The 21879-nt window shown below is 72.0% G+C and carries 18 protein-coding genes; 4 read left to right on the top strand and 14 right to left on the bottom strand.

Annotated features, from left to right (window positions below; translation table 11 throughout):
* Positions 1–191: 191 nt before the first annotated feature.
* From ACFWTE_RS10105 to ACFWTE_RS10085, 5 genes are all read right to left on the bottom strand, one after another.
* Positions 192–1292 (bottom strand): peptidase C39 family protein, encoded by a 1101-nt coding sequence (locus tag ACFWTE_RS10105; protein WP_378778977.1) that lies wholly within the window; start codon positions 1290–1292, stop codon positions 192–194.
* Positions 1293–1333: 41 nt separating this feature from the next.
* Positions 1334–3436 (bottom strand): iron ABC transporter permease, encoded by a 2103-nt coding sequence (locus ACFWTE_RS10100; RefSeq protein WP_378778976.1) that lies wholly within the window; start codon positions 3434–3436, stop codon positions 1334–1336.
* On the bottom strand, positions 3433–4482 hold the full coding sequence (locus tag ACFWTE_RS10095) for an iron-siderophore ABC transporter substrate-binding protein (protein ID WP_378778975.1): 1050 nt from the start codon (positions 4480–4482) through the stop codon (positions 3433–3435). Before ACFWTE_RS10095 ends, ACFWTE_RS10100 begins: the two co-directional genes overlap by 4 nt.
* Complete coding sequence (locus ACFWTE_RS10090; protein ID WP_378778974.1) at positions 4479–5357, bottom strand: ABC transporter ATP-binding protein; 879 nt, start codon at positions 5355–5357, stop codon at positions 4479–4481. Before ACFWTE_RS10090 ends, ACFWTE_RS10095 begins: the two co-directional genes overlap by 4 nt.
* A 197-nt stretch (positions 5358–5554) precedes the next feature.
* Positions 5555–6472, bottom strand: coding sequence for a helix-turn-helix domain-containing protein (locus ACFWTE_RS10085; RefSeq protein ID WP_378778973.1), 918 nt, complete (start codon positions 6470–6472; stop codon positions 5555–5557).
* 660 nt (positions 6473–7132) lie between these two features.
* Here ACFWTE_RS10085 and ACFWTE_RS10080 point away from each other — a divergent pair.
* Positions 7133–8737, top strand: coding sequence for a BCCT family transporter (locus tag ACFWTE_RS10080; RefSeq protein ID WP_378778972.1), 1605 nt, complete (start codon positions 7133–7135; stop codon positions 8735–8737).
* A 90-nt stretch (positions 8738–8827) separates the two neighbouring features.
* Complete coding sequence (locus ACFWTE_RS10075) at positions 8828–9226, top strand: hypothetical protein (protein ID WP_378778971.1); 399 nt, start codon at positions 8828–8830, stop codon at positions 9224–9226.
* Between the two features lie 128 nt (positions 9227–9354).
* Here the strand turns inward: ACFWTE_RS10075 and ACFWTE_RS10070 are convergent, their stop codons facing one another.
* From ACFWTE_RS10070 to ACFWTE_RS10040, 7 genes are all read right to left on the bottom strand, one after another.
* Entirely contained in the window at positions 9355–11157 is a 1803-nt protein-coding gene (locus ACFWTE_RS10070) for an ABC transporter ATP-binding protein (protein ID WP_378778970.1), read from the bottom strand.
* Positions 11154–12911: an ABC transporter ATP-binding protein/permease gene (locus ACFWTE_RS10065; protein ID WP_378778969.1), complete on the bottom strand. Its 1758-nt coding sequence runs from the start codon at positions 12909–12911 to the stop codon at positions 11154–11156. The genes ACFWTE_RS10070 and ACFWTE_RS10065 overlap by 4 nt, the downstream gene beginning before the upstream one ends.
* A gap of 58 nt (positions 12912–12969) precedes the next feature.
* Entirely contained in the window at positions 12970–13998 is a 1029-nt protein-coding gene (locus ACFWTE_RS10060) for an ABC transporter substrate-binding protein (protein ID WP_378778968.1), read from the bottom strand.
* Entirely contained in the window at positions 13995–14819 is an 825-nt protein-coding gene (locus tag ACFWTE_RS10055) for an ABC transporter ATP-binding protein (protein WP_378778967.1), read from the bottom strand. Before ACFWTE_RS10055 ends, ACFWTE_RS10060 begins: the two co-directional genes overlap by 4 nt.
* On the bottom strand, positions 14816–15841 hold the full coding sequence (locus ACFWTE_RS10050; RefSeq protein WP_378778966.1) for a FecCD family ABC transporter permease: 1026 nt from the start codon (positions 15839–15841) through the stop codon (positions 14816–14818). The genes ACFWTE_RS10055 and ACFWTE_RS10050 overlap by 4 nt, the downstream gene beginning before the upstream one ends.
* Before the next feature lie 1969 nt (positions 15842–17810).
* Entirely contained in the window at positions 17811–18134 is a 324-nt protein-coding gene (locus ACFWTE_RS10045) for a hypothetical protein (protein ID WP_378778965.1), read from the bottom strand.
* Positions 18135–18211: 77 nt separating this feature from the next.
* Positions 18212–18640: an Hsp20/alpha crystallin family protein gene (locus ACFWTE_RS10040; RefSeq protein ID WP_378778964.1), complete on the bottom strand. Its 429-nt coding sequence runs from the start codon at positions 18638–18640 to the stop codon at positions 18212–18214.
* A gap of 161 nt (positions 18641–18801) precedes the next feature.
* Between ACFWTE_RS10040 and ACFWTE_RS10035 the strand changes: the two genes are divergently transcribed.
* Positions 18802–19089 (top strand): MerR family transcriptional regulator, encoded by a 288-nt coding sequence (locus ACFWTE_RS10035; protein WP_378778963.1) that lies wholly within the window; start codon positions 18802–18804, stop codon positions 19087–19089.
* A gap of 241 nt (positions 19090–19330) precedes the next feature.
* A complete protein-coding gene (locus tag ACFWTE_RS10030) occupies positions 19331–20020 on the top strand; it encodes a GntR family transcriptional regulator (protein ID WP_378778962.1) in 690 nt (229 codons plus the stop codon).
* A 75-nt stretch (positions 20021–20095) separates the two neighbouring features.
* Here ACFWTE_RS10030 and ACFWTE_RS10025 read toward each other — a convergent pair whose 3' ends face one another.
* Both ACFWTE_RS10025 and ACFWTE_RS10020 read right to left on the bottom strand, forming a co-directional pair.
* On the bottom strand, positions 20096–20971 hold the full coding sequence (locus ACFWTE_RS10025; protein WP_378778961.1) for a carbohydrate ABC transporter permease: 876 nt from the start codon (positions 20969–20971) through the stop codon (positions 20096–20098).
* The gene (locus tag ACFWTE_RS10020) at positions 20971–21876 is read right to left on the bottom strand and encodes a carbohydrate ABC transporter permease (RefSeq protein WP_378778960.1); all 906 of its coding nucleotides are present in this window, start codon (positions 21874–21876) and stop codon (positions 20971–20973) included. Before ACFWTE_RS10020 ends, ACFWTE_RS10025 begins: the two co-directional genes overlap by 1 nt.
* Between the last annotated feature and the right edge of the window lie 3 nt (positions 21877–21879).

The raw sequence follows: 21879 nt of genomic DNA, 5'->3' as shown, positions 1-21879 counted from the left end.
GCGGTGCGCACCGTGTTCGGAGCGTGCGCCGTCCTCCACCGTGAGTCATCCTTCCAGGGGTGGCACGCACCTGAGCGGAGTGGACACGAACTCTGGACGAAGTTCCGCGGATTCCTCCCCGGAACCCCTGTCGGGCCCGGGGGCCGGTCCGGCGTGCCCCGGGCCGGCCGGGTCAAAGGCCCGGGGCGTCCTCACGGGCGGCGGGGCGGCTCGCTCCCCTCCGGCGTTCCGATGCCCACGGCGCCGCGGTAGCGGTCCTGCTCCATCGACGACATCGCGTCGAGCGCGGAGTCGGACACGGGCAGCAGGTGGGCGTCGACCCAGGTGTCCCCCGTGGCGTCGTTGGTCCACGGGTCCTCGATCACGAGGGCACCGGGCACGGCTCCGTGGCAGAGCACCCAGTGCGGCACGTCGAAGCCCTGCATGGCCTCCAGGGAGACCAGCAGCAGGACGCGGTCGCCCCGGGCGATCGCGCTGCGGATGCCGGGCAGGGAGAGACGGCGCGGATCGAGCGGGACTCCGGCCTGTGCCGCGTCCGCCCTCGACGCGCGCTGGAGGACGGCGCGCCATTCCCTCTCGTCCCCGGAGTAGGAGTCGAGCAGGACGGGCCGGTCCACGTCGAGGAACACCGTGACGGGCGAGGACGGCCACGTGCGGCGCACGGCGACGCCCAGCCCGACGGGCTCGCAGGCGGGAAAGTTGGTCGCGCCGCGCCACAGCGCCAGTTCCGCCGGGCGGTCCAGGGACGCGCGTGGCACCTGCCCCGCCTGTACCTGTGCGATCAGGGCGACGACGGCGCCGCAGGTGAAGTTCGTCGACTGCCGGTAGTACGGCGGCTCCGCCGCTCCGTCTGAGCCCAGCCAGCGCACGTAGCCCGTGCGCGGGCGGACGGCGTCCTGCGCCTGCCCGCGCGGGGCTCCCATCGGCGCGAAGCCGAGGGCCGCCGCGTCGGCGGCGCCGACCGTCCAGCCCTCCCACTTGACCTGCGCGAGCCCCCGGTCGCGCGCGTGTGCGACGACCGCCTCCACGGCGGCGGGCACGTCGCCGACGGCGTCGACGATCTTCACGTAGGCCGTCTGGGGGCGCGCCGTCACCAGGGCGGCGCCGGCCCAGGTCTGCCCCGTGGCGTCGGGAACGGCCACGATCTGGGGTGCGTGAGCCGAGCGGTCGGCCGCTGCCCAGCGATCGAGCACCCCGCCGGGCGCGATCCGCTCCAGCGGTGCGGGCCGGGCGGCCGGGTCGAAGGGGGCGGCGAGGCCGTGGGCGGGAGCGTCGGGGCGGCGGGATGGCATGTGGTTCTCCTGGCGGGGTTCGGTCGGGCGGCGGCGTGGCCTCATACGTGGGAGCGGCGCAGCAGCCAGATGAGGTAGGGCGCGCCGACCAGGGCGATCATGAGTCCGGCCGGAACCTGGGCGGGGGCGATGAGTGTGCGGCCGAGGGTGTCGGCCACGCAGACCAGCAGTCCGCCCAGCAGCATCGCGACCGGGATGCTGCGCCCGTGCCGGGCACCGACCAGCGCGCGGGCGAGGTGGGGCGCCACCAGCCCGACGAAGCCGACGACGCCGACCGCGACCACGCTGACGGCCGCCAGGACCGCGGCGAGGGTGAGCAGTCCCAGCCGTGCCCGCTCCACCCGCATGCCGAGGATGCGGGGGGTGTCCTCGTCGACGGCGATCAGGTCGAGGTGGCGGGCCAGGCCGAGCACCAGCGGTGCCGCGAGAACGAGGACCACGGCGACCGGTACCACTTCCGGAAGGGTGCGCCCGTAGGTCGTGCCGGAGAGCCACGTGAAGATGCGCGGGGTCTGCCAGGGGTCGGCGCGCAGGAGGAGGAACGTGGTGACCGAACTCAGGCTGTACCCGCACCCGATGCCGATCAGGACGAACCGGTCCGGGCGCAGTGCGCCCCTCCAGGCCAGCGCGGCGATCAGCGCGAACGTGGCCAGGCCCGTGAGGACCGACATGGTGACGAGCGAGGGGAGGCCGCCGGCCGGGCCGGAGGTCACGACGATCACCGCTCCCAGCCCGGCCCCGGCGGTGATGCCCAGCAGCCCCGGCTCCGCGAGCGGGTTGCGCACGGTGCTCTGGACGAGGCTCCCGGCCAGGGCGAGTGCCGCGCCGGCGAGTACGGCGGCGGCCACGCGGGGGGCCCTCTCGTCCAGGGCCCGGCCGATCAGGTCCGGGGCGGTTCCCTGGAGCCACAGGGAGATGTCCCCGGTGCGCAGCCACAGGCTGCCGGCGAGTACGCCGACGAGCGCCGCCGCGGCGAGCAGGGTCGCCGCGGTGAGCAGGACGCCGAGGAAGCGCCGCCGGGTGCGCGTCCCGGTCCTCCCGCCGGGGGGTCGGCGGACCGGGCCCGCGTCGCGCAGGCGGAGGGCGAGGACCACGATGAGGAGTCCCCCGAGCAGGGCCGTGGGCACCCCGGTGGGGATCGAGGCGGCGCCCTCGGCCCCGAGCAGCGCGCGCAGTGAGGCGTCCGCGAGCAGGACCAGGAGCGCGCCGAGGAGTCCGGAGACGGTCACCAGGAGGAGGTGCCGTCGCAGTGACGGGATCCGTCCGGCGATCAGGCGTGCCAGCACGGGGGCTCCCAGGCCGACGAAGGCGATCGGGCCGGCCAGCGTCACCGACGCTCCGGTGAGCAGTACCGCGCAGATCACGGCGACGGTCCGGGTGGAGCGGAGGGGCACGCCGAGCGAGGCGGCGGTGTCGTCGCCCAGGCCGAGTACGTCCAGTCGCCGGCTCAGCAGCAGCGCCACGCCCAGCACGGCGACGACGAAGGGCATCGCGCGCAGGGACGCGTCGATGTTGAGCTGGACGAGGGAACCGCTCCCCCAGGCGTAGAGGCCGGTGGTGTTCTCCTTGAACAGGATCAGCAGCATCGCGGTCGCCGCGTCCAGGGCCATCGCCATGGCCGAGCCGGCCAGGATGAGTCGTGTCGTGGCCGTTCCCGCGGCGCTGCCCGCGAGTCCCAGCACGAGCGCGGCGGCCAGCAGTCCGCCGGTGAAGGCCACCAGGCCGGAGGCCCACAGCGGGACAGCGAGCCCGAACGCGGCGACGAGGGTGAGTGCGAAGTAGGACCCCGCCGTGACCGCGAGGGTGTCGGGGGAGGCGAGCGCGTTGCGTGTGACCGACTGCAGCAGTGCTCCGGCGACGCCGAGGGCGAAGCCCACGGCCACACCGGCGAACAGGCGCGGGAGCCGCGACCCGGCCAGCACGTCGCCGACCGGCACTCCGTCGACGTCCTCCCGTTGTCCGAGCGCGTGGCGCACCAGGTCCCACCAGCCCACGCCGGAGGTTCCCTGCGTGAGGTGCCACAGGCCCACCGCGAGGATCGCGGCGGCCAGGACCGCGACCACCACCGCCCCGGCGGTGCCGCCGCGCACGCCGACGCGCGGCAGCGGGGACCGCCGGGGCGGGGCCTGGTGTGGTCCGCTCATCCCCGGGTGAGGGCGTCGACGAAGCCGTCGACCGCCTGTTCGGTGGAACGCGGGCCACCGGCCCCCCAGATCCGCGGGGGGAAGGCGTGTGCCCGGTCTTCCTCGACGGCCGGGAGGGAGGTCCAGATCGGGTTCTTCTCCAGCTCCTCGACGTAGCCGCCGACGCCCTCGTCGTTGGCGTAGAAGAGGTTGGCCTCGCCCACGGCGGTGAGGCCCTCGACGTCGGTCTGGGCGAGGCCGTAGGAGGGGTTGACGCCACCGTCCCCGTACGCCTCGTTGATCTCGTCGGTCCAGACCGGGGTCATGCCGAGCTCTTCGCCGAGCGCGGTGAACAGTGCGCCCTCGCCGTAGGGGCGGATGGTGAGGTTGCCGCCCTGGAGCCATCCGTCGAAGTACAGGAAGTCCGTCGTGGGCAGGTCGACGGCGGCCACCTGTTCCTTGGCCTGCGCGAGGTGGTCGTCGAACCTCTGGATCTCCTGCTCGGCCCGCTCGGTGCGGCCCGTGGCCTCGCCGATCAGCCGGAAGACGTTTCGCATGTTCTCGATGGGGTCGGCCGGGTCGGCCCCCAGCGTGACGAGGACGGGCACGTCGCGCTCCTCCAGCTGCGCGATGATCTCGTCGTCGGCGCCGAAGGCCTCCACGACGATCAGGTCGGGGTTCTCGGCGTAGAGGGTGTCGAGGTCGGGCTCTCCACGGGTGCCGATGTCCGTCACGTCCTCGGGCAGCTCCTCCGCGCTCACCCATGTGCTGTAGCCCTCCGTGTCGGAGACCGCCACGGGGGTGACGCACAGGGTGAGCGCGTCCTCGACCTGCTGCCATTCCAGGACGGCGATGCGCTCGGCGGGCTTGTCGAGCTCCACCTGCCGGCCGACCCCGTCGGTCAACGAGACCGGGCCGGTGGACGTGGTCGTGGTGTCCTCGGCACAGCTTTCCGACGGGGGCGCGGCGACGCCACCGGTCTCGGCCTCCTCGACACTGGTGGTGCCGCATCCTGTTGCGGCGAGGGCGAGGGCGGCGGTGGCCGCGAGATGGCGGAGACGGGTCATGGGTGGTTCCCTCTGCTCTGTTCTTCTTGGTTCGGGTGGTCCGGGGTGGCGGACCGGCCGCGGGCCGTGTGCCGGCCCACGGGATCTGTGCGGAGTCGACCGGTCCGGGGGTCCTCGGTGACCTCGACCCGGATGCCGTAGACCTCGCTGAGGTTCTCCGTGGTGAGGACCTGGGCCGGGGCGCCTGCGGCGCGGATGCGTCCGGCGCTCAGCAGCAGCAGGGTGTCCGCGATGCGCGCCGCGTGGTCGAGGTCGTGCAGCACGACGCCGACGGCGACCCCGTGGTCCTCGACGAGATCGCGGATCAGGTCGAGGGTCTCGATCTGATAGCGCAGGTCCAGGTGGTTGGTGGGCTCGTCCAGCAGCACCACCCGGGTGTTCTGGGCCAGGCAGGTGGCGAGCCAGACGCGCTGCATCTCTCCGCCGGAGAGCTCTCCGGCGGCCCGGTCGGCCATGTCCTGCACCCCGGTGGCGCTCATCGCGTGCTCGATCGCGTGCCGGTCCTGTGCGGAGAGTCCCGCGAAGCCGCGCCGGTACGGGTGGCGTCCGAACGCCACGACCTCGCTGACCGTCAGGCCTTCGGGCGTGGGCCGGGACTGGGAGAAGAGGGTGACCTCCCTGGCGAACCGGCGTGCGCTGAGCAGGGACACCGGGCGCTCGGGCTGCCCGTCGCCGCCGCCGAGCGTCACGTGTCCGCCGTCGATGCGGTGCAGTCGGGCGAGGGAGCGCAGGAGCGTGGACTTGCCACTGCCGTTGGGCCCCACCAGGGCGGTCACGTGCCCGGCCTCCAGGGTCAGCGAGGCCCCGTGGACGACCGTGGACCTGCCGTAGCCCAGGACCAGCTGCTCCCCGCTCAGGGCAGGTGATCGCGTCACGGCGCTGCGCACGCCGCGCGTGCGGGGTCTCCGGCTGCGGCGGACGGCGGCTGCGGCACGGCGCGGGCGGGACCGCCGGGGGCGTGCACGAGCCGTCCGAGCAGGGGATGGGGCCGAGCGCGCACAAGATCGCCCGGACAGGAAATTAGGTTAGCCTTCACTCACTCAGAATAGATTCGGCTGTTCCGCGGCTGCAATCAGGACTTCCGGACACCGGATACGGGATTCCGGTCAGCGGCTGCACGTGAGGCGCCGAAGTAGGTGCCCGGGGTGGTGCCCATCACGCGCCGGAAGGCATCGATGAAGGTGCTGGTCTGGGCGTACCCGAGGATCTCGGAGGCGTCCTGCACCTCGCACCCCTCGCTGAGCAGTGTGAGCGCCCGGTGGATGCGCAGTGACTGACGCCACTGCGCGAACGACAGCCCGGTGGCGGTGCGGAAGGCGCGGCTGATCGTGCGGGGGCTGGTCCCCAGGTCGCGTGCCCACTCCTCCAGGGAGCGGTCCTCGGCGGGATCGCGCAACAGGGCATCGGCGATCACGTCGACCCGCGCGTCCCCGGGCAGTCGCAGCGCGAGTTGGGGCCGTGACGGCTCCAGCACGTCGAACACGACCGCCTCCGCCCGCGATCGCGCCCCGACATCGAGGTCCGTGCGGGCCAGATACATCAGCAGCGACTCCAGCACCGGGGTCATCGCGATGGCCGTCGGGCCCTCGAAGGCGACCGGTGTGCGGTCCGGGGCGAAGAAGGCGGTGTGGAGTTCGGCCTGCGCCGTCAGCCGGCCGGCGTGGACCTCCCCGGCGGGCACCCACAGCCCGCACCCCTCGGAGACGGTGAGGACGCGGTCGCCGACACGGGCGGTCAGCGCCCCGCAGCGCACCCACACCAGTTCGTGCGCGGGGTGGGCGTGCGGTTCCCACTCCGTGGGGGCGCCCGGGACCTGTGACTGCGCGATGATGACGAAGGGCGCCGCAGCTCCCCTCGGAAGCGGAGCGGCCTGCCGGACCAGGGTGCTCGGCTCCCGCCGCCAGGCCCCCAGGCCCGCGCCCCCACCCGGGGGTGAGGCGATCCGCGACGATGGCCGGCGTCCGGTACGGCCCGCCTCGGTCCCACTCACGGGCGGTTCACCCCACCGAATCCTGGAAGCACCTGCTGCCCGGCACGGTGCCGACCGGGGAGGGGGACCCGCGAACCGTCCGCCCGGCGGCGCCGTGGCTCCCGGTGGGCGCGGCCGACGCGCTCCGGGAGCGGAAGAATAGGCGACATGTCCTTATTGTCGCAGGCGGCGCCGGGTGCGGCGTTCGGGCGGGCGAGGTGACGCGTCACTGCCCTGCGGCGTCCGCGGAGGCCGCGCACGCGCGCTGTGAGCGACCCGCGGCCCCCACCACAGTCCGCCCCCGGCGCCGCCCGCGCGCACACGGGACACGCGGACTCGCGCAGCCGGCTTCGGGCCCCCGACCACCTTCGTCGGCGCCTCGGCAGTGTTCGCCCTCACACGATCCGGGGCCAGGGCCTGCGGTAATGTAGACCGTTGTCGTCGCGTCGGCAGGCACGGGACCGGGGGTACTCCCCCTCGTCCCTCCCCGTCCGCACCCGTCGGCGGCCCGGCGGGGCCGTGTTCGACTCCCCGCCCACCCCATGCAGCACCTGCTGCGCCAGTAGTGAGACCGGGCGGTCGTTCCCGGCGGCCGCCGCGCGCGCACAGCCCATGGGCCTTCAGATGTCGGCCGCGGCGTGTCCCGGCCGGTGCTTCCACTAGAGGGGCTTCCTCTACTCCATGTTCTCCACTCTGCGCTCACGCGCGTCCGCGCGAGGCAGACGTTCCGATCCCTGGGTCATGGGCGTGACCAGCGTCTTCATGGTCGTGTTCGTCTCGGCTTCGTTGATCTCCCCCGGCGCGATGGGAGCCGCCGTGGACGCGGCCTTCGTCTGGTCCGCGCGCTGGTTCGGTGCCTACTGGCAGCTCTTGATGCTGGCCACCTTCGTCGTGATGACCATCCTGGCCTTCTCCCGCTACGGCAGGGTCCGCATGGGCGGAACCTCCGCGCCCGAGTTCGGCCGGTTCACCTGGATCGCGATGATCGTCACCACCCTGCTGGCCGCGGGAGGGGTGTTCTGGGCGGCAGCCGAACCCATCGCCCACTACGCCTCCCCGCCCCCGCAGTACGCCGACCTGTCGGGCGGGCCCGAGGGCGCGGCCTACGCGATGGCGCAGAGCTTCGTCCACTGGGGCTTCATCGGCTGGGCGATCGGCGGCGCGCTGGCCACCCTGGTCATGATGCGCGGGGTCGAGAAGGGCATGCCCCTGCGCCCGCGCACCCTGCTGTGGCCGCTCATGGGCGAGCGCGTGCGCACGCACTGGATCGGCGCGGTCGTCGACATCAGCTGCGTGCTCGCCGTGATCGCGGGGACCGTGGGGCCCATCGGCTTCCTCGGTCTGCAGATCTCCTACATCTGCAGCGCGCTGTTCGGGCTGCCCAACACCTATCCCGTCCAGGCGCTGATCATCCTGGGGCTGACCGCCGTGGCCGCGGTGTCGGTACTGAGCGGTCTGCACAAGGGCATCCAGTTGCTGAGCCGGGCCAACGTCTGGGTGGCCCTGGCCCTCATCACCGCCATCGTCGGCATGGCGTCCCTGCCCTTCGTCCTGGACCTGTTCGTGCAGGCGGGCGTGGTGCACACCCAGGAGTTCCTGCCGATGGCCCTGTACCGGGGCGACGAGGAGTGGCTCGGGTACTGGACGCTGTTCTTCTTCGGCTGGTTCCTGGGCTTCGGGCCCATGATGGCGGTCTTCTTCGCCCGCATCTCGCGGGGCCGCACCGTGCGCGACATCTACGTCGGCGCGACGGTGGTGCCCTCGGTGGTGAGCATGGGCTGGTTCACCGCGCTGGGCGGGACCGGTATCTGGCTGGAGCAGCGAGCCCCCGGAACCATCACGGGCCCCTACGCCGAGGACGGCCTGCCCGCCGCGGCGCTGGCCATCCTCAAGGCGCTGCCGCTGACGGGGGTGCTGGGCGTGCTGATGGTGATCGTGGCACTGATCTTCCTGGCCTCCACGCTCGACTCGATGTCCTACGCCATCGCGGTCTCCAGCATGCACACGGGCGAGCCCTCGGGCCTGGTCCGCGCGTTCTGGTGCGTGGGCATGGGCCTGGCCGCGGTCGCGCTGCTCCTGGTGGGGGACGGCGGTATCCAGGCTCTGCAGTCCTTCATCGTGGTGACGGCCGTCCCCGTGGGCCTGATCATGCTGCCGTCGCTGTGGACCACGCACCCGCTGCTGCGCGACATGGCGGTCGAGCAGGGCATCGTCGCCCCGCGCGGTCCCTCCGGTGAGGGTGGGGACGGGACCGGGCACACGCGCGTCGAGGAGCCGGTGGCCTGACCGGTCCGGCACGGGGGCACGGGGCGCACGACCCGTGCCCCCTTCGCGTGTCGGGGTGTACCGGGCGGAGCTGGCTGTAACCTCCCGGTGGTGACGCACTCCCACCGAACCTTCGAGAATCCGCCCGCGCTGCCCCACGATGTCGTCGTCCAAGCGGTGGAACGCGCGCTCGTCGATCCTGTGCACGAGGTGGAGGCGGCTGGTGCGCTGGTGGGCAGCGCGCTGAACGACGACGATCGTGCCTTCATCGAGCGCTGCTGCATCGAGGTGGGAACCAGGGCAGCCACGGGGAGCCAGTTGCTCGGCCTCGCCGGCCTGTGCCTGGGGCACACGGCCCGCAGGTTCGGGAAACTCAGCCAGCCGGCGGAGGCACTGGTCGAAGCTCTGGCACTGCGCGCCGAGCTGGACCCCTCGGACGTCGACGGACGCGCCCTGGACGGACTCGACGACATCCGCTCCTTCCTGCACCGCGGCCGGGCCGGTCGGTAGCCGTCCGGGCGGGTGTCCACGAGGCAGGCCCTCGCCGACACATCGGGGGACCCCGCGCGCCCGGTGGCGGTCCTCACGGCCGGAGGCCGACCAGCGGGGCGCTGTCCCGCCACCGGGCGGGCCAGGCCTCACCCCACGGCGCTGATCTGGGGCGCGACGAGCCTCCGGTAGGCCGGGCAGCTGTGGAGCAGTTCGGTGTGGTCCCCGTCCCCGACCAGGCGCCCCGCGTCCAGGACGAGGATGCGGTCGGCCCCCAGGAGGGTCGAGAGCCGGTGGGCGATGGTGATCGTGGTGCGCCCCGCGCGGGCCTGCGCGAGGCCTTCCTGGACTCCGTGCTCGCCGATCACGTCGAGCTGGCTGACGGCCTCGTCCAGGATCAGGACCTGTGCGGGGCGCAGGACCGCACGGGCGAGGGCCAGACGCTGCCGCTCCCCGCCGGAGAGGGAACGGCCGTTGTCGGCGAGGACGGTGTCCAGGCCGTCGGGGAGGCGCTCGACGATCCCGTCGGCGTGCGCGATGCGCAGCGCACGCCACAGCTGCTCGTCGTCGACCGGTGCGTCGGTGGCCAGGAGCAGGTTGTCTCGGACGGTCTCCTGGAACAGGGACACGTCCTGGGGCAGGAGCGAGACCACGCGCGGCAGCTCGCCCCTGGAGTACTCCCCCAGGGGCGAGCCGCCCGCGGTGACGCCGCCGTGGTCGGGGTCCATGAAACGGGCCAGCAGCTGGGCCAGGGTGGACTTGCCCGACCCCGAGCGCCCGGCGACGGCGACGTGTTCGCCGGGGCGGACCGTGACGGTGAGGGCCTCGACGGCGAGACGGGCGGAGGCCTCGGGGGCGACAGAACTCCACCGGAAGGCGACGTCGCGGACCCGCACGTCAGCGCTCTCGGCCTCCGGTGCCGTGCGGTCGCCGTGGGAGGCGATCGGCGGACGCGCCGCCAGAAGTGCCTCGATACGCGCGGCGGCCTCCCCCGTCGTGCCGTAGTGGCGGGTCATGCCCGCCCACTGGAGGATCGGGGCGGTGGTCATGGTGGCGAGGACGATCGCGAACGGCACCGCTTCGGGGGCCAGTGTGCCCCGGCTCAGCTGCCAACCGGCGGCACCCGCCGCGGCGATCGCGGCCACGAGGGAGACGACGCCGAGCGCGGCGGTCTCCGCACCCGCCCTGCGCGCGTTGCGGAACTGGGCGGTGAGGAGCCCGTGGTCGATACGGGCCAGTCGCGCGTTCCTGCGCGGCACGAGCCCGTAGCCGACGATCTCGCGGACCGCCCCCGCGTTCTCGGCGACCTCCCCGCCCAGTTCCGCCAGGGCCGAACGGACGCGTTCGCCCTGGGGGCGCGCCCACCGCCGGGCGAACAGGGTGACCGCCACGGCCAGGGCGAGCACTGGGGCGACGAGCAGGGCCGCGGGCGGGCTCACCGCGGCCAGCGCGAACCACAGGAGCGGTGTGCTCAGCCAGGTGCTCAGGGTGTAGACGGAGGAGTGCGCGTAGTAGATCTCCAGAGCCTCGGAGTCGGACAGGCTCGTGGTGAGCAGGTCGCCGACCCTGCGGCCGGAGATACCCGCCGGTGCGAGCCCGGCGACCGCGTCGTACACCCACAGGCGCACGCGGGCGAGCACGCGGAAGCTGATGTCGTGGGTGAGCCAGCTCTCCAGCCAGGACGCCGCCGACCGGACGATGACCGCGGCGAGTGTGGCCAGGGCAGGGCCGAGCAGGTCCCCCGTTCCCCCGCCGCCGAGGACCGTGACGACGGCCCACGCCCCGCCCGCAGCCGCCGCGGCCTGGGCCAGGTGCACGACGGCGTTGCACGCCACGCCCGCCAGGTACGGGGTCCGCATGCCCGTGATCGTGTGCCACAGTCCCGCCAGAGTGGCGAGTCCCGTGCGGGGCGGTCCGAGCCCGGCGTCCTGTTGGTCCGGCGCGCTGTTCATCGTTCTCCTCCGGTTCCGGCCCGCTGTGCGTCGACGAGTTCCGCCCAGCGGCCTCCCCGGGCGGCGAGCTCCCCGGGCGGGCCGAATTCGACGACCCGCCCCTGGTCGAGTACGAGCACGTGGTCGGCGTGGGCCACGGTCGAGAGCCGGTGGGCGATCACGACCATCGTGCGCGTGCCGCGCTCGGCGCGCAGGACGTCGGTGATGAGGGCCTCGTTCTCGGCGTCGAGCGCGCTCGTCGCCTCGTCCAGCACCAGCAGCCGCGCGTCGGCGGCCAGGGCACGGGCCAGGGCCACGCGCTGGCGCTGCCCGCCGGACAGGAGCCGCCCGTGTTCGCCGACCTGGCCGTCGAGGCCGGCGTCCAGCTGGACGGCCACATCGTTCACCTGTGCCCGCGCGATCGCGGAGGCGACCCGGGCGTCGGCCCCCCGGTCGGAGGGGGCGGCCGCGATCCCGACGTTCTCGCGGATCGAGCCGGACAGCAGGACCACGTCCTGGGCGACCCTGGCGGTGGCCCGCCTGAGCCGGGCGAGCGGGATGTCGGTGAGCGCGTGTCCGCCGAGCACGATGCGCCCGGAGTCGGGGTCGACGTCCCGGAGGAGGAGCCGGCCCAGGGTGGTCTTGCCCGCCCCGGACGCTCCGACCACCGCGAGCGTCGTCCCCGCGGGGACGGAGAACGACACGTCGCGCAGCGCGGGCTCGTCCGCACCCGGGAACGTGAAGTCCACGTGCTCCACCGCGAGGGCGGGGGCCGTGTCCAGGCTCTCCGCGGCTTCCTGCCCTCGGTCCTCCACCGGCGGCCGTGCCGCGAGGAACCGCGAGATCGCGCCGACGGCGGCGATGCCGTGGAACCCCTCGTGCCAGTATCCGCTCAGCTCCTGCTGCGGGCGGAAGCACTCGGCGGACAGGAACAGCACCAGGAGCACGGACTCCAGGGGCAACGCGCCGCGGGCGGCCTCGAACGCCGCCACGACCGTCGCCCCGGAGGTGCCGAGCGCCATCGCGGCCGACATCACCGCGGACACGCCCAAGGAGGCGCGCATGTTGGCGGCCGTGGCCTCGCGCAGCCTCTCGGCCGAGGCCGCCACGTGGGCACGCCGCCGGTCGACCGCTCCGAGCGCGACCAGGGTGGGCAGTCCGCGAATCGTGTCCGCGACCCGCGCGGCGAAGGCGTCGAACCGCTCCCAGTGGTCCTGGGCCCGGTCACGCAGGAGCCACCGCCACATCCTCTGGGCGAAGGGGACCAGCAGCACGCAGGCCAGCACGAGGGCGGCCACGGTCGGAGCGACCAGCACCAGGACGACCAGCAGACCGGCCGGGACGATCCAGGAAACGAGCAGCTGGGGCAGGTAGAAGCCGACGTAGCCCTGAAGGTGCTCCACCCCGTCGACGACGGTCGTCTGTGCCCCGCGCCGCCCGCCCTGCCAGGTGTACCCGGGCCCCAGCTGGTAGAGCTTGTCCATCACCCTGGCCCGGACCGACCGTTTGACCCGGGCGGCCGCGGCCATCGCCAGCTGGTCGCGGATCCACAGGCACACCCCCCGTCCCACCGCGCACACGGCGGTGGCGAGCAGGGCCCGTGCCAGTTCTGTCTGGCCGCCGTCCTCCCAGCGCAGCAGGGCTCCGGTCGCCGCGGCCAGTCCGAACGCGGTGCCGACCGAGAAGGCGGCCGCGAGTACGGCGGCCAGCGTGGTCGCGACGACCCATCCGCGTACCGGAACCAGGAACGGACCTGTGGCTCCGCTCAGATACATGGGGTTCTTCCTTCCCGGGGCGACCCGGTCCCGGCCGGACGGCCCGGTGCGTGGTCCATCAGAAGCGGTCGGGGTGGAGACCTTCGGCGATGCGCTCGACGGCGCCGATGTTGCCCAGGGTCCCGGGGAACAGGTCGGACCCGGGAACCGCGATGAGGCGGTCCTCCGCGACAGCGGTCACGTCAGGGAAGGTCTCGGTCAGATAGGAGCGCACCGCGGCCTCGTGCTCGCTGTCCTTGACGCCGAACACGATGGCGTCGGGATCCCGTGAGGTGACCTCCTCGGGGGTGATCGTCGCCGCGAAGAAGTCGGCGAAGGCGGACTCGTCCGGATCGAAGACGTTGTCCCCTCCGGCCTGGAGGATGATGTCGTACTCGACGCCGCTGCCGATGGCCGACAGCGTCGTGCCATCGACGTAGAGCTGGGCCACTGTCGGCAGTTCCGCTCCCTCGATGGCCGAGGAGACCGCGGCCAGGCGCTCCTGGCCCTCACCGGCGAGTTCGGCGGCGCGCTCGGGTTCGGCGAAGACCATCCCGAGGTTCTCGATGTCGGTGAAAACGTCGTCGACCGTGCCGGACTGCCGCCGTTCGGGGCAGCCACCCGTGGCCACGTAGGCGTTCGCCCCTGCCTCGGCCAGCTGGTCCGTGCTCGCGAAACCCTGTTCGGTGGTGAACTCGTAGGTGGTGGGCGAGTAGACGAAGTCGGGGGTGACCTCAAGCAGGGTCTCCCGGGTCGGTGGGGCGCTGTCGCTGAGCACGGGCACGTCGGCCACCTGCTCGGAGAGTTCAGCGGGCAGTTCGTCCGTGTCCGTCTGGGCCTGGCCGACGAGCTGGTCGGCCTGGCCCAGCTCGACCAGGAGCTCGGTCTGCGACGGGCTCAGTCCGACCAGGCGTGTGGGTTCGGCCTCGAACGTCAGCTCGGTTCCGCAGTTCTGGACGGTGACCGGGTAGCCCTCCTGGGCGGTGCCCTGCGGCGCGGCCTCGGGTGAGACGGAGGTCCCGCAGGAGCTCAGGGCGAGCGCGGCGAGGGCGGTGAGTGCTGCGGCTGCGGAGGTCCGCTTGCCGGATGCGGGTCGGGGGTCGGTCATGTTCGTGTCCCTTCAGGGGATGACGGGGAGGGGTCGGTGGGGGCGGGTTCGGAACGGACGACGCCGTTGAACAGGATGTGGGCGCGGTCGCGGGCCGGGGTGCGGACGATGTCGGCGTGGACCCGGAAGCGGTCGCGGAGCACATCCGACGTCAGCACCTCCTCGGGCGTGCCGGCCCGGTCGACCCGGCCGCCGGCGAGGAGTGCGACGCGGTCGCAGTGGCCCAGGGCCAGATCGAGGTCGTGCAGGGCGATCAGGGTCGTCAGCCCCAGTTCGCGGATCAGGTCCATGAGTTCGAGCCGGTAGGCGATGTCGAGGTGGTTGGTCGGCTCGTCGAGCACGAGCACCCTCGCTCGCTGCGTGATCGCGCGGGCGAGGAGGACCCGCTGCCGCTCCCCGCCGGACAGGTCCGCGACCTGGCGGTCCGCGAGCGCGCTCACACCCACCCTGGCCATCGCCTCCGCGGCGATCCCGCGGTCCTGCGCCGTGTCGGATCCGAATCCGCGGTGGTGGGGGGTGCGGCCCAGTAGGACGGCCTGGGCCACGGTGATCCCGAACTCGTCGTGCGACTCCTGGGCGACGACGGCGACCCGCAGTGCGGCCTCGCGCGGGCTCATCCGCCAGACGTCGTCACCGTCGAGGAGTACCCGCCCGTGCCGGGGCCGGAGCACCCGGTAGACCGTTCGCAGCAGCGTCGACTTACCGCTGCCGTTCGTCCCGAGGATCCCGAGGACGGCGCCGGAGGGCACGTCGAGGGACACGTTCTCGACGACGGCTCTGCCCCCGCGCGACACGGAGACCTCGTCGAACACGACCCTCATCGGTCCATCCCCGCCACTGAGGCGCGATCACGGCGCATGATCCACAGGAAGAACGGTGCCCCGACAACGGCGGTGAGGATGCCGATCGGGATCTCCGTGGGCGCCGCGATCGTCCGGGACAGCAGGTCGGCGGACGCCAGGAACAGTGCTCCGCCGAGCACGCACACCGGGAGCATGATCCGGTGGTCGGTGCCCACGACGATGCGGGCGATGTGCGGAATGATCAGGCCGACGAAACCGATGCTGCCGCTCACCGAGACCACGGCGCCCACCAGGAGAGCGGAGACGAGCAACAGGACGGTGCGCAGGCGGTCGACGGGGATGCCCAGGGACGTGGCGGCCTCGTCACCGATGAGCATCGCGTTGACACCGCGGATGTTGAGGGAGACGACGACCACCGCGAGCAGCAGGGCCAGCGCGGGCAGGAGCAGGGAGTCCATGGTCGCGGCCGACACCGAGCCGAGGAGGAAGAACATGACGCTGAAGACGTTCTGCGCCTCCGTGGTCAGGGTCAGGTAGCTCGTCACCGCACTGAACAGGGACCCGAGGGCCACCCCGGCGAGGATGAGGCGCTGCGGTGCGATCCGCCCGTTCTTGCGTGCCAGCAGGTAGACCGCCGCGGTCGCCACAGCGGCGCCGGTGAAGGCCGCCGTCGAGAGCGAGGGGCCGCCCACGGCTCCGCCGAGGCCGACGACCACCAGGACGGCGCCGACGCCCGCGCCGGCGGACACCCCCAGCACGTAGGGCTCGGCCAGCGGGTTGCGGACGACCGCCTGCATCAGCGCCCCGGCGAGGGCGAGGGAGGCGCCGGTGATCGCGGCGAGGAGGGTTCTGGGAACTCTGAACTGCCACACCGCCTGGTCCTGGAGGACCGTGTAGCTGCCGTCCGTCATCCAGGGCATGCCGGGCAGGAGGTGTCCGAGCACGAGTCTGGTGGCGTCGGGCAGGCCGAGGGGGACCGATCCCGTGCTGGCGGAGGCGAGGACGGCGAAGAGGAGGAGGGCTGCCAGTACGGCGGGCACGAGGGAGTTCAGGCGTCTTCGCCTGGTCCGCGCCCGTTCCCCGTGTGCGGCCCCGGGGACGGAGCCGACCGGCGCGCGTTGGCCCCGACCCGCTCCTGTGTGGGGTGTGGTTGTGTCCATCCCTGTCCTGTCTTCGTTCGCGCCCGGAGAGCGGCGGTCCGGGCGGGCTTCGAGCGGTGCACCGCACAAGCCGGACAATGAAAACCGTTGTCAGCTCCGTGGCACTGTAGCGCAAAACGGCATAAAAGCTCTCATTCCTCCCGCCGGCCCGCCCCGATGACACCTCCACCTCGAACGGGTGGGGAAGCCGCAGGTTCACCCCGCCTCGGAGGCGACGGCGGTCAGGGCAGGTAACCGCTGCGCGTGCCAGGCGGGCGGCGGCCCCGGCGCGGGCGGGGAAGAGCTCCGGCGGGCGGTCGGGGAGGTCGCACGGGCAGGACGCCGCGACCAGCCGTCCCCTCAGTCACAACAGCAGTGGAGTTCGTGCTCGGCCGCGTCGGCTCCATGGCGCTGTTGTCCCTCGCCGTCCGCGCGGCGTCCGGGTACCGGGGCAGCACGAAGCCACCGAGGTCCCCAGAGGCTGGCTGGACACCTACGGAAGCAGTGACTGGGCAACCTACGACCGGCTGACGGCACCGGAGCCGCCCCGACCGTCACCTGGGCGCCCGTCCTGGCGCTGCGGCCGACCAGGCGTCGCCCGCGCCCATCGGTTCGCGCTCCCCCGCCACGATCCGCCCCATGTGCCTCTACAGGCAGCGTTGGGAATTGACGGCCCTGGGGCGCAGCATTTCCCCGGGCCGCCCGCGGCCCGGCCTCCATCCTTCGCCGCGGTCACCGGGCGGGAACCCCGGGGCGGCCCAGTGGTCGGGGCAGCGGTCCAGGCTGTCGACGAAGCGGGCGGCCCCGCCCTCGGTCATCCCGGTCTCGCGGGAGACCAACGTGATCGCCTCGGCCACACCGTCCCGGGCGGGCAGTTCCCGGGCCCGGTCGGCGAGGCTCCGACCGGGTGTGGGCTCGACCGGAACCCGGCGGCCCTCCTCGACGGCCTCGACGAGGTGCTTGGCCTCGACCAGCCCCGGGCCGGTCCGCTCCGCACGAGTCTGACGGCCTCGATCTTGCGGTGGGCCCGCACGAGGGCCAGGACCTCGTCGACCGCGTGCTGGTCCAGCGGCCTCCTCGCAGGTTCGGGCCCGAAGAAACGATCGAAGATACCGGCCATGTTCGGCGCGCCTTCCCTCGCGAGCGGACCGGGGGGTCCGCCCCGGCCCCGCGGTGTGGGCGGGGTGGTCGTCATCGTCGAACCGGTCCTCGGTTCCGGGACTGGTCGAACGTCTCTCTTTGTCGCACGCCGAGGGCCCCAGCGCCGAACGGCGCTGGGGCCCGAGAGTTCAATACCACCTACCGGCTGCCGCCGGTCTTCCGCTTGCCGAGATCGAACTCGGACGGGAGTGCGGGGATCGCGGTTGTGTGACCGTGGACCACCTTCTTCCGAACCGGGCCTGCGGTACCCGAGTGGAGCATTCCCACACCCGGGCGTTCCTCGATGGCACCTACTCCTCTCGATCTCTTCGCGTGCGCTTCCCTCCTGCTGCGGTGTCCCCCGTACGGGCGGGGCACCGGCCCCACCGGCCGCCGGCGTCTTGAAGCACGTGTACGCCGGTCGAGCCGACCTGCTCTGTTGCTGCGCGGTCCCCCACGGGTGGGAAACCGGTACTGCCACTGCGGTCCTACCGGCTCCCGGCGCTGTCCGACACTGCGCGCCGGTCGAGCCCTACTGCGCTCTTCTTCGTTGGTTCGATGTCCCACGCACACGCGGGATACCGGTCCTGCTCTCCACCGGCGTATCCGGTGGTCCACCGTGTGGATCTCTGTGGCTACGACAGAAAATGTATCAGCGCCACCAACACATGTCTACTCTGACCAAGACAGGTTTTCGCGTGTCCGGCGAGCAGATATCCGGGGCGGCAACTCAGCCCGCCCCGACTCCCACCGGAGCCTCCAAAAACGCCCGCAACTGCTCGGCCAGCGGTTCGTCGAGACTGTACGGCCCGCCCCTGTGACGGGGGTCCCGGAACGCCCGCCGGAAGGCGTCGGGGCCACCGGTGAGATCGGCAGTGGCATTTTTGAGGTCCTCCAGCGCCCGGCCGAGCCGCCCGGGCCTACTCCCCCAGGCGGCCTCGTAGGCCCGGAGGGCCCGAAAGAAGCGGACGCACGCCAGATGGGTCGACTCCCGGTGGTCGTGGCGCTGGATGTGCTCGGCGATCGCGCGGGTCCTGCGAAGCGTGGAAGGCATCGGATCACTGTTTCCTGAGGCGAGGGACACAGACACTGCTCAGGGGCGGCCCGGCCGGAGCCGGGCCGCTGAGGGCATCAGGCATCGATGCTGCGAGGCCGACCGCCGCCATGGCTGACACTGATCTTGCGCGGCTTGGCCTGCTCGGCGACCGGGATGCGCAGGGTCAGGACGCCGTCGGTGTAATCCGCCTGGATGGCGTCCGTTCGCAGCGTCTCGCCGAGAAACAGCTGCCGCGAGAAGGTGCCGGTGGGCCGCTCGGCGATCACCAGCGCCTCGCGGTCACGCACGGTGCCCGAGCGCTCGGCTGTCACGGTGAGAACGTTGCGTTCGACCTCCATGTCGATGGAGTCGGCACGCACACCTGGCAGGTCGAAGCAGACGATGAAGACATCGCCCTCGCGGTAGGCGTCGATCGGCATCGAGGCCGACCTGGACGCCTCCCCCAGGATCCGCTCCGTGAGGCGGTCGATGTCCCGGAAGGGGTCGGTGCGCATCAGCATCATGAAAGCCTCCTCTGTCCCTAGTAGAAAACCTGATGCGAGGTGACGCAAGTTTTATACCTCAGCCCAGGGTAGATATTCAACTGTGACGGACAAAGGTTTTCTCAAGCGCGGAGGGTAGGATCACGGGTCACACCAGTGGCGCCTCCAGGAAGGACGTACTGATGGCAGAACCGCGATCAGGTTCCGCCCGGGGCCTGTACACGATCTCCGTGGCCGCGGAGCTGGCGGGGGTCGCACCGCCGAGCCTGCGCTCCTACGAGGAGCGGGGCCTGGTCGCGCCGACGCGCACCGAGGGCGGCACACGGCTGTACAGCAACGCCGACATCACCCGGCTGCGGCGGGTGGCCGAACTGGCGGCCCAGGGGGTGAACCTGGCGGGAATCGGTCGGATCCTCGAACTGGAGGAGGAGAACGTCCGCCTGCGCGACGGGCCCGTCGAGCGCGGGTGAGGCGGCCTGGACCCGGCCCACGAGCCGCCCGGTGGATGGCGGATGGCACTCGACCCGGCGAGGTCGCCACGGTTCCGCGCATCCTCTCCCCGGCCCGCGACCGGGGCTGCTCCGGCGAGGCCGACCTCCAAGTGTGCGGGGGGTCACAGAAGGAGATTCAAGGCCCGCGACCAGCTGTTCTACCGGTGTACTGGTCTAACAGATGTATGTGTCAGAGACTCGGCTGTGGCACCATGAGTACGTGAATCGACAGGCCAACTTCGCCCTCGCGCCCTCGTCCCTGACCGACGAGCTCTACCAGTCACTGCGCCGCCGCATCGTCAACGGGGAGATCGCGGCCGGTGAGAAGCTCACCGAACACCGCATCGCCACCGAGTACGACGTTGCGCGCCCCACCGCCAAGGCGTGCCTGGAACGGCTCACCGTGCTCGGCCTGCTCCGCCGGTCCGCCCACAAGACGGCGGTCGTCCCCGACTTCCACGCGGACGAGATCCACGACCTCTTCTTCAGCCGGGGCACGGTCGAGAGCGCGGCGGTCACCGTGCTGGCGGCCGAGGGGCTGGTGCCCGCCGAGGCCGCCGAGGCGCAGTTGCTCATCGAGGCCGCGGCCCGGGAGGGCAACTTCGAGCGGCAGGTCAGCGCCGACATCGCCTTCCACACCGCGCTGGTCTCCGGCGCCGGCAGCGAGCGGTTGAGCCGGATGCACGAACTGATCATGGGAGAGGTGCACCTGACCATGGGCCGGTTCCAGGCGCACCGGGCCACCCAGGGCACCACCGTGGCCCACGAGCACGCCACCATCCTCGCGGGGATCGAGGCGCGGGACCCCGACACGGCGCGCCTGCGCCTGTCCGAGCACCTCGACCACGCGCGCGACCGCCTCCTGGCGGGGCTGGAGACCAGCGCGCAGGAGACGGCCGGGGACGAGTAGCCCCCTCCACACGCCGGAGGGGCCCCGGGCAGCCCTGGAGCCGGCCCGCGCCCCGGGGCCGGCTTCCGACGTGCCTCACTTGAGGCCGCTGGTGACCATCCCGCGAATCAGGTAGCGCTGCGCGAAGACGAAGAACAGGATGACCGGCAGCAGCGAGACCAGGGACATCGCGAACAGCATCCCGATCCCCTGCTGGCTCTCCGAGCTGACCATCGCGCTGAGCGCGACCGGCACGGTGTACATGTCCGTCGAGGTCAGGTAGATGAGCGGCGTGAAGAAGTCGTTCCACGTCCAGATGAACGTGAAGATGGTCGTGGTCACCAGGGCGGGGCGCATGAGCGGGAGGATCACGTGCCAGAAGATCCGGAAGGGGCCCGCTCCGTCGATCGCCGCGGCACGGTCGAGGTCGCGCGGGATGCCCCTGATGAACTGCACCATCAGGAAGATGAAGAACGCGTCGGTGGCGAGCAGCTTGGGGATCAGCAGCGGCAGGTAGGTGTCCACCCAGCCCAGCTGGGCGAAGAAGATGTACTGCGGGATGATCAGCACGTGCATCGGCAGCATGACCGAGACGAGCGTGATCCCGAAGAAGAGGCGGCGGGACCTGAACTCCAGCCTGGCGAGCGCGTAGGCGGCCAGTGAGCAGGAGAAGAGGTTGCCGAGGATCGATCCCACGGTCACGACGAGGGAGTTGAGGAAGAACATCGAGAAGGGACGGTTGAGGGCGTGCCAGCCCTCCCGGAAGTTCTCGAAGGTGACCTCGGTGGGGATCAGTCCCGGTTCGGTCAGGATCAGGTGCGCGGGCTTGAAGGCGCTGACGATCATCCAGACCAGCGGGTAGATCATCACGATCAGGAAGAGCAGCAGGGCGCCGTGCTTGAGCATCGCGCTGCGCGTGCGGCGGCGGCTGCGGGGGCCGCGTGCGCCCACGACCGGTGCGGCGTCGATCATCAGTCGTCTCCGTAGAAGACCCAGTACTTGGACAGGAAGAAGTGGATCGCGGTCACGGCGCCGATGACCAGCAGCAGGACCCAGGCCAGCGCGGAGGCGTAGCCCATGTCGAAGGCTTTGAACCCCTGCTGGTACACGTAGAGCGTGTAGAAGAGGGTGGAGTCGACCGGGCCGCCGGTACCGCCGCTGATCACGTGTGCCTGGGTGAAGGTCTGGAAGGCACCGATGGTCTGCAGGATGAGGTTGAAGAAGATGATCGGGGTGAGGATCGGGACGGTGATGTGCCAGAACTGCCTGACGCGTGAGGCCCCGTCCACGCGGGCCGCCTCGTAGTACTCCTCGGGGATCTGGCGCAGGCCGGCGAGGAAGATGACCATCGGCGAGCCGAAGGTCCACACGTTGAGGACGATGAGGGTCGAAAGCGCCGTGGAGGGGTTCTGGAGCCAGCTCTGGCCCTCGATCCCGATCAGCGCGAGGGCGTCGTTGACCAGGCCGTGGTGTCCGAACACCTCCCGCCAGAGGACGGCGATCGCGACGCTCGCCCCCAGGAGCGAGGGCAGGTAGAAGGCGCCGCGGTAGAACGGCAGCCCCCGCACCCCGCGGTCCAGCAGAACCGCGAGGAGTAGCGCGAACATCAGCTGGAGCGGGACCGAGATGAGCACGTACCGGGCGGTGACGGAGGCCGACGCCCAGAACCGCTCGTCGCCGAGCATGCGTTCGAAGTTGTCGAGCCCGGTGAAGTTCGGTGTGCTGAGGATGTTGTAGTCGGTGAACGCCAGGTAGAGCGAGGCTCCGAGCGGAATGGCGGTGACCAGGCACAGGCCCAGCAGCCACGGGCTGAGGAAGACGTAGGCGGCACGGCCCTGCCGCTTGTCGGCGGGTCTGCGCTTCACTGAGGGGGCCACGCC

Source organism: Nocardiopsis sp. NPDC058631 (assembly GCF_042716955.1).
GTDB lineage: Bacteria > Actinomycetota > Actinomycetes > Streptosporangiales > Streptosporangiaceae > Nocardiopsis.
Note: the sequence above shows the minus strand (reverse complement) of the source record. Positions and strands in the feature narration are given on the sequence as shown.

Coding starts and splice junctions, on each gene's coding strand:
- ACFWTE_RS10045 (WP_378778965.1), bottom strand. CDS start 18,134: ATGCCTTCCACGCTTCGCAGGACCCGCGCGATCGCCGAGCACATCCAG.
- ACFWTE_RS10105 (WP_378778977.1), bottom strand. CDS start 1,292: ATGCCATCCCGCCGCCCCGACGCTCCCGCCCACGGCCTCGCCGCCCCC.
- ACFWTE_RS10065 (WP_378778969.1), bottom strand. CDS start 12,911: ATGTATCTGAGCGGAGCCACAGGTCCGTTCCTGGTTCCGGTACGCGGA.
- ACFWTE_RS10100 (WP_378778976.1), bottom strand. CDS start 3,436: ATGAGCGGACCACACCAGGCCCCGCCCCGGCGGTCCCCGCTGCCGCGC.
- ACFWTE_RS10035 (WP_378778963.1), top strand. CDS start 18,802: ATGGCAGAACCGCGATCAGGTTCCGCCCGGGGCCTGTACACGATCTCC.
- ACFWTE_RS10080 (WP_378778972.1), top strand. CDS start 7,133: ATGTTCTCCACTCTGCGCTCACGCGCGTCCGCGCGAGGCAGACGTTCC.
- ACFWTE_RS10095 (WP_378778975.1), bottom strand. CDS start 4,482: ATGACCCGTCTCCGCCATCTCGCGGCCACCGCCGCCCTCGCCCTCGCC.
- ACFWTE_RS10070 (WP_378778970.1), bottom strand. CDS start 11,157: ATGAACAGCGCGCCGGACCAACAGGACGCCGGGCTCGGACCGCCCCGC.
- ACFWTE_RS10060 (WP_378778968.1), bottom strand. CDS start 13,998: ATGACCGACCCCCGACCCGCATCCGGCAAGCGGACCTCCGCAGCCGCA.
- ACFWTE_RS10040 (WP_378778964.1), bottom strand. CDS start 18,640: ATGATGCTGATGCGCACCGACCCCTTCCGGGACATCGACCGCCTCACG.
- ACFWTE_RS10025 (WP_378778961.1), bottom strand. CDS start 20,971: ATGATCGACGCCGCACCGGTCGTGGGCGCACGCGGCCCCCGCAGCCGC.
- ACFWTE_RS10055 (WP_378778967.1), bottom strand. CDS start 14,819: ATGAGGGTCGTGTTCGACGAGGTCTCCGTGTCGCGCGGGGGCAGAGCC.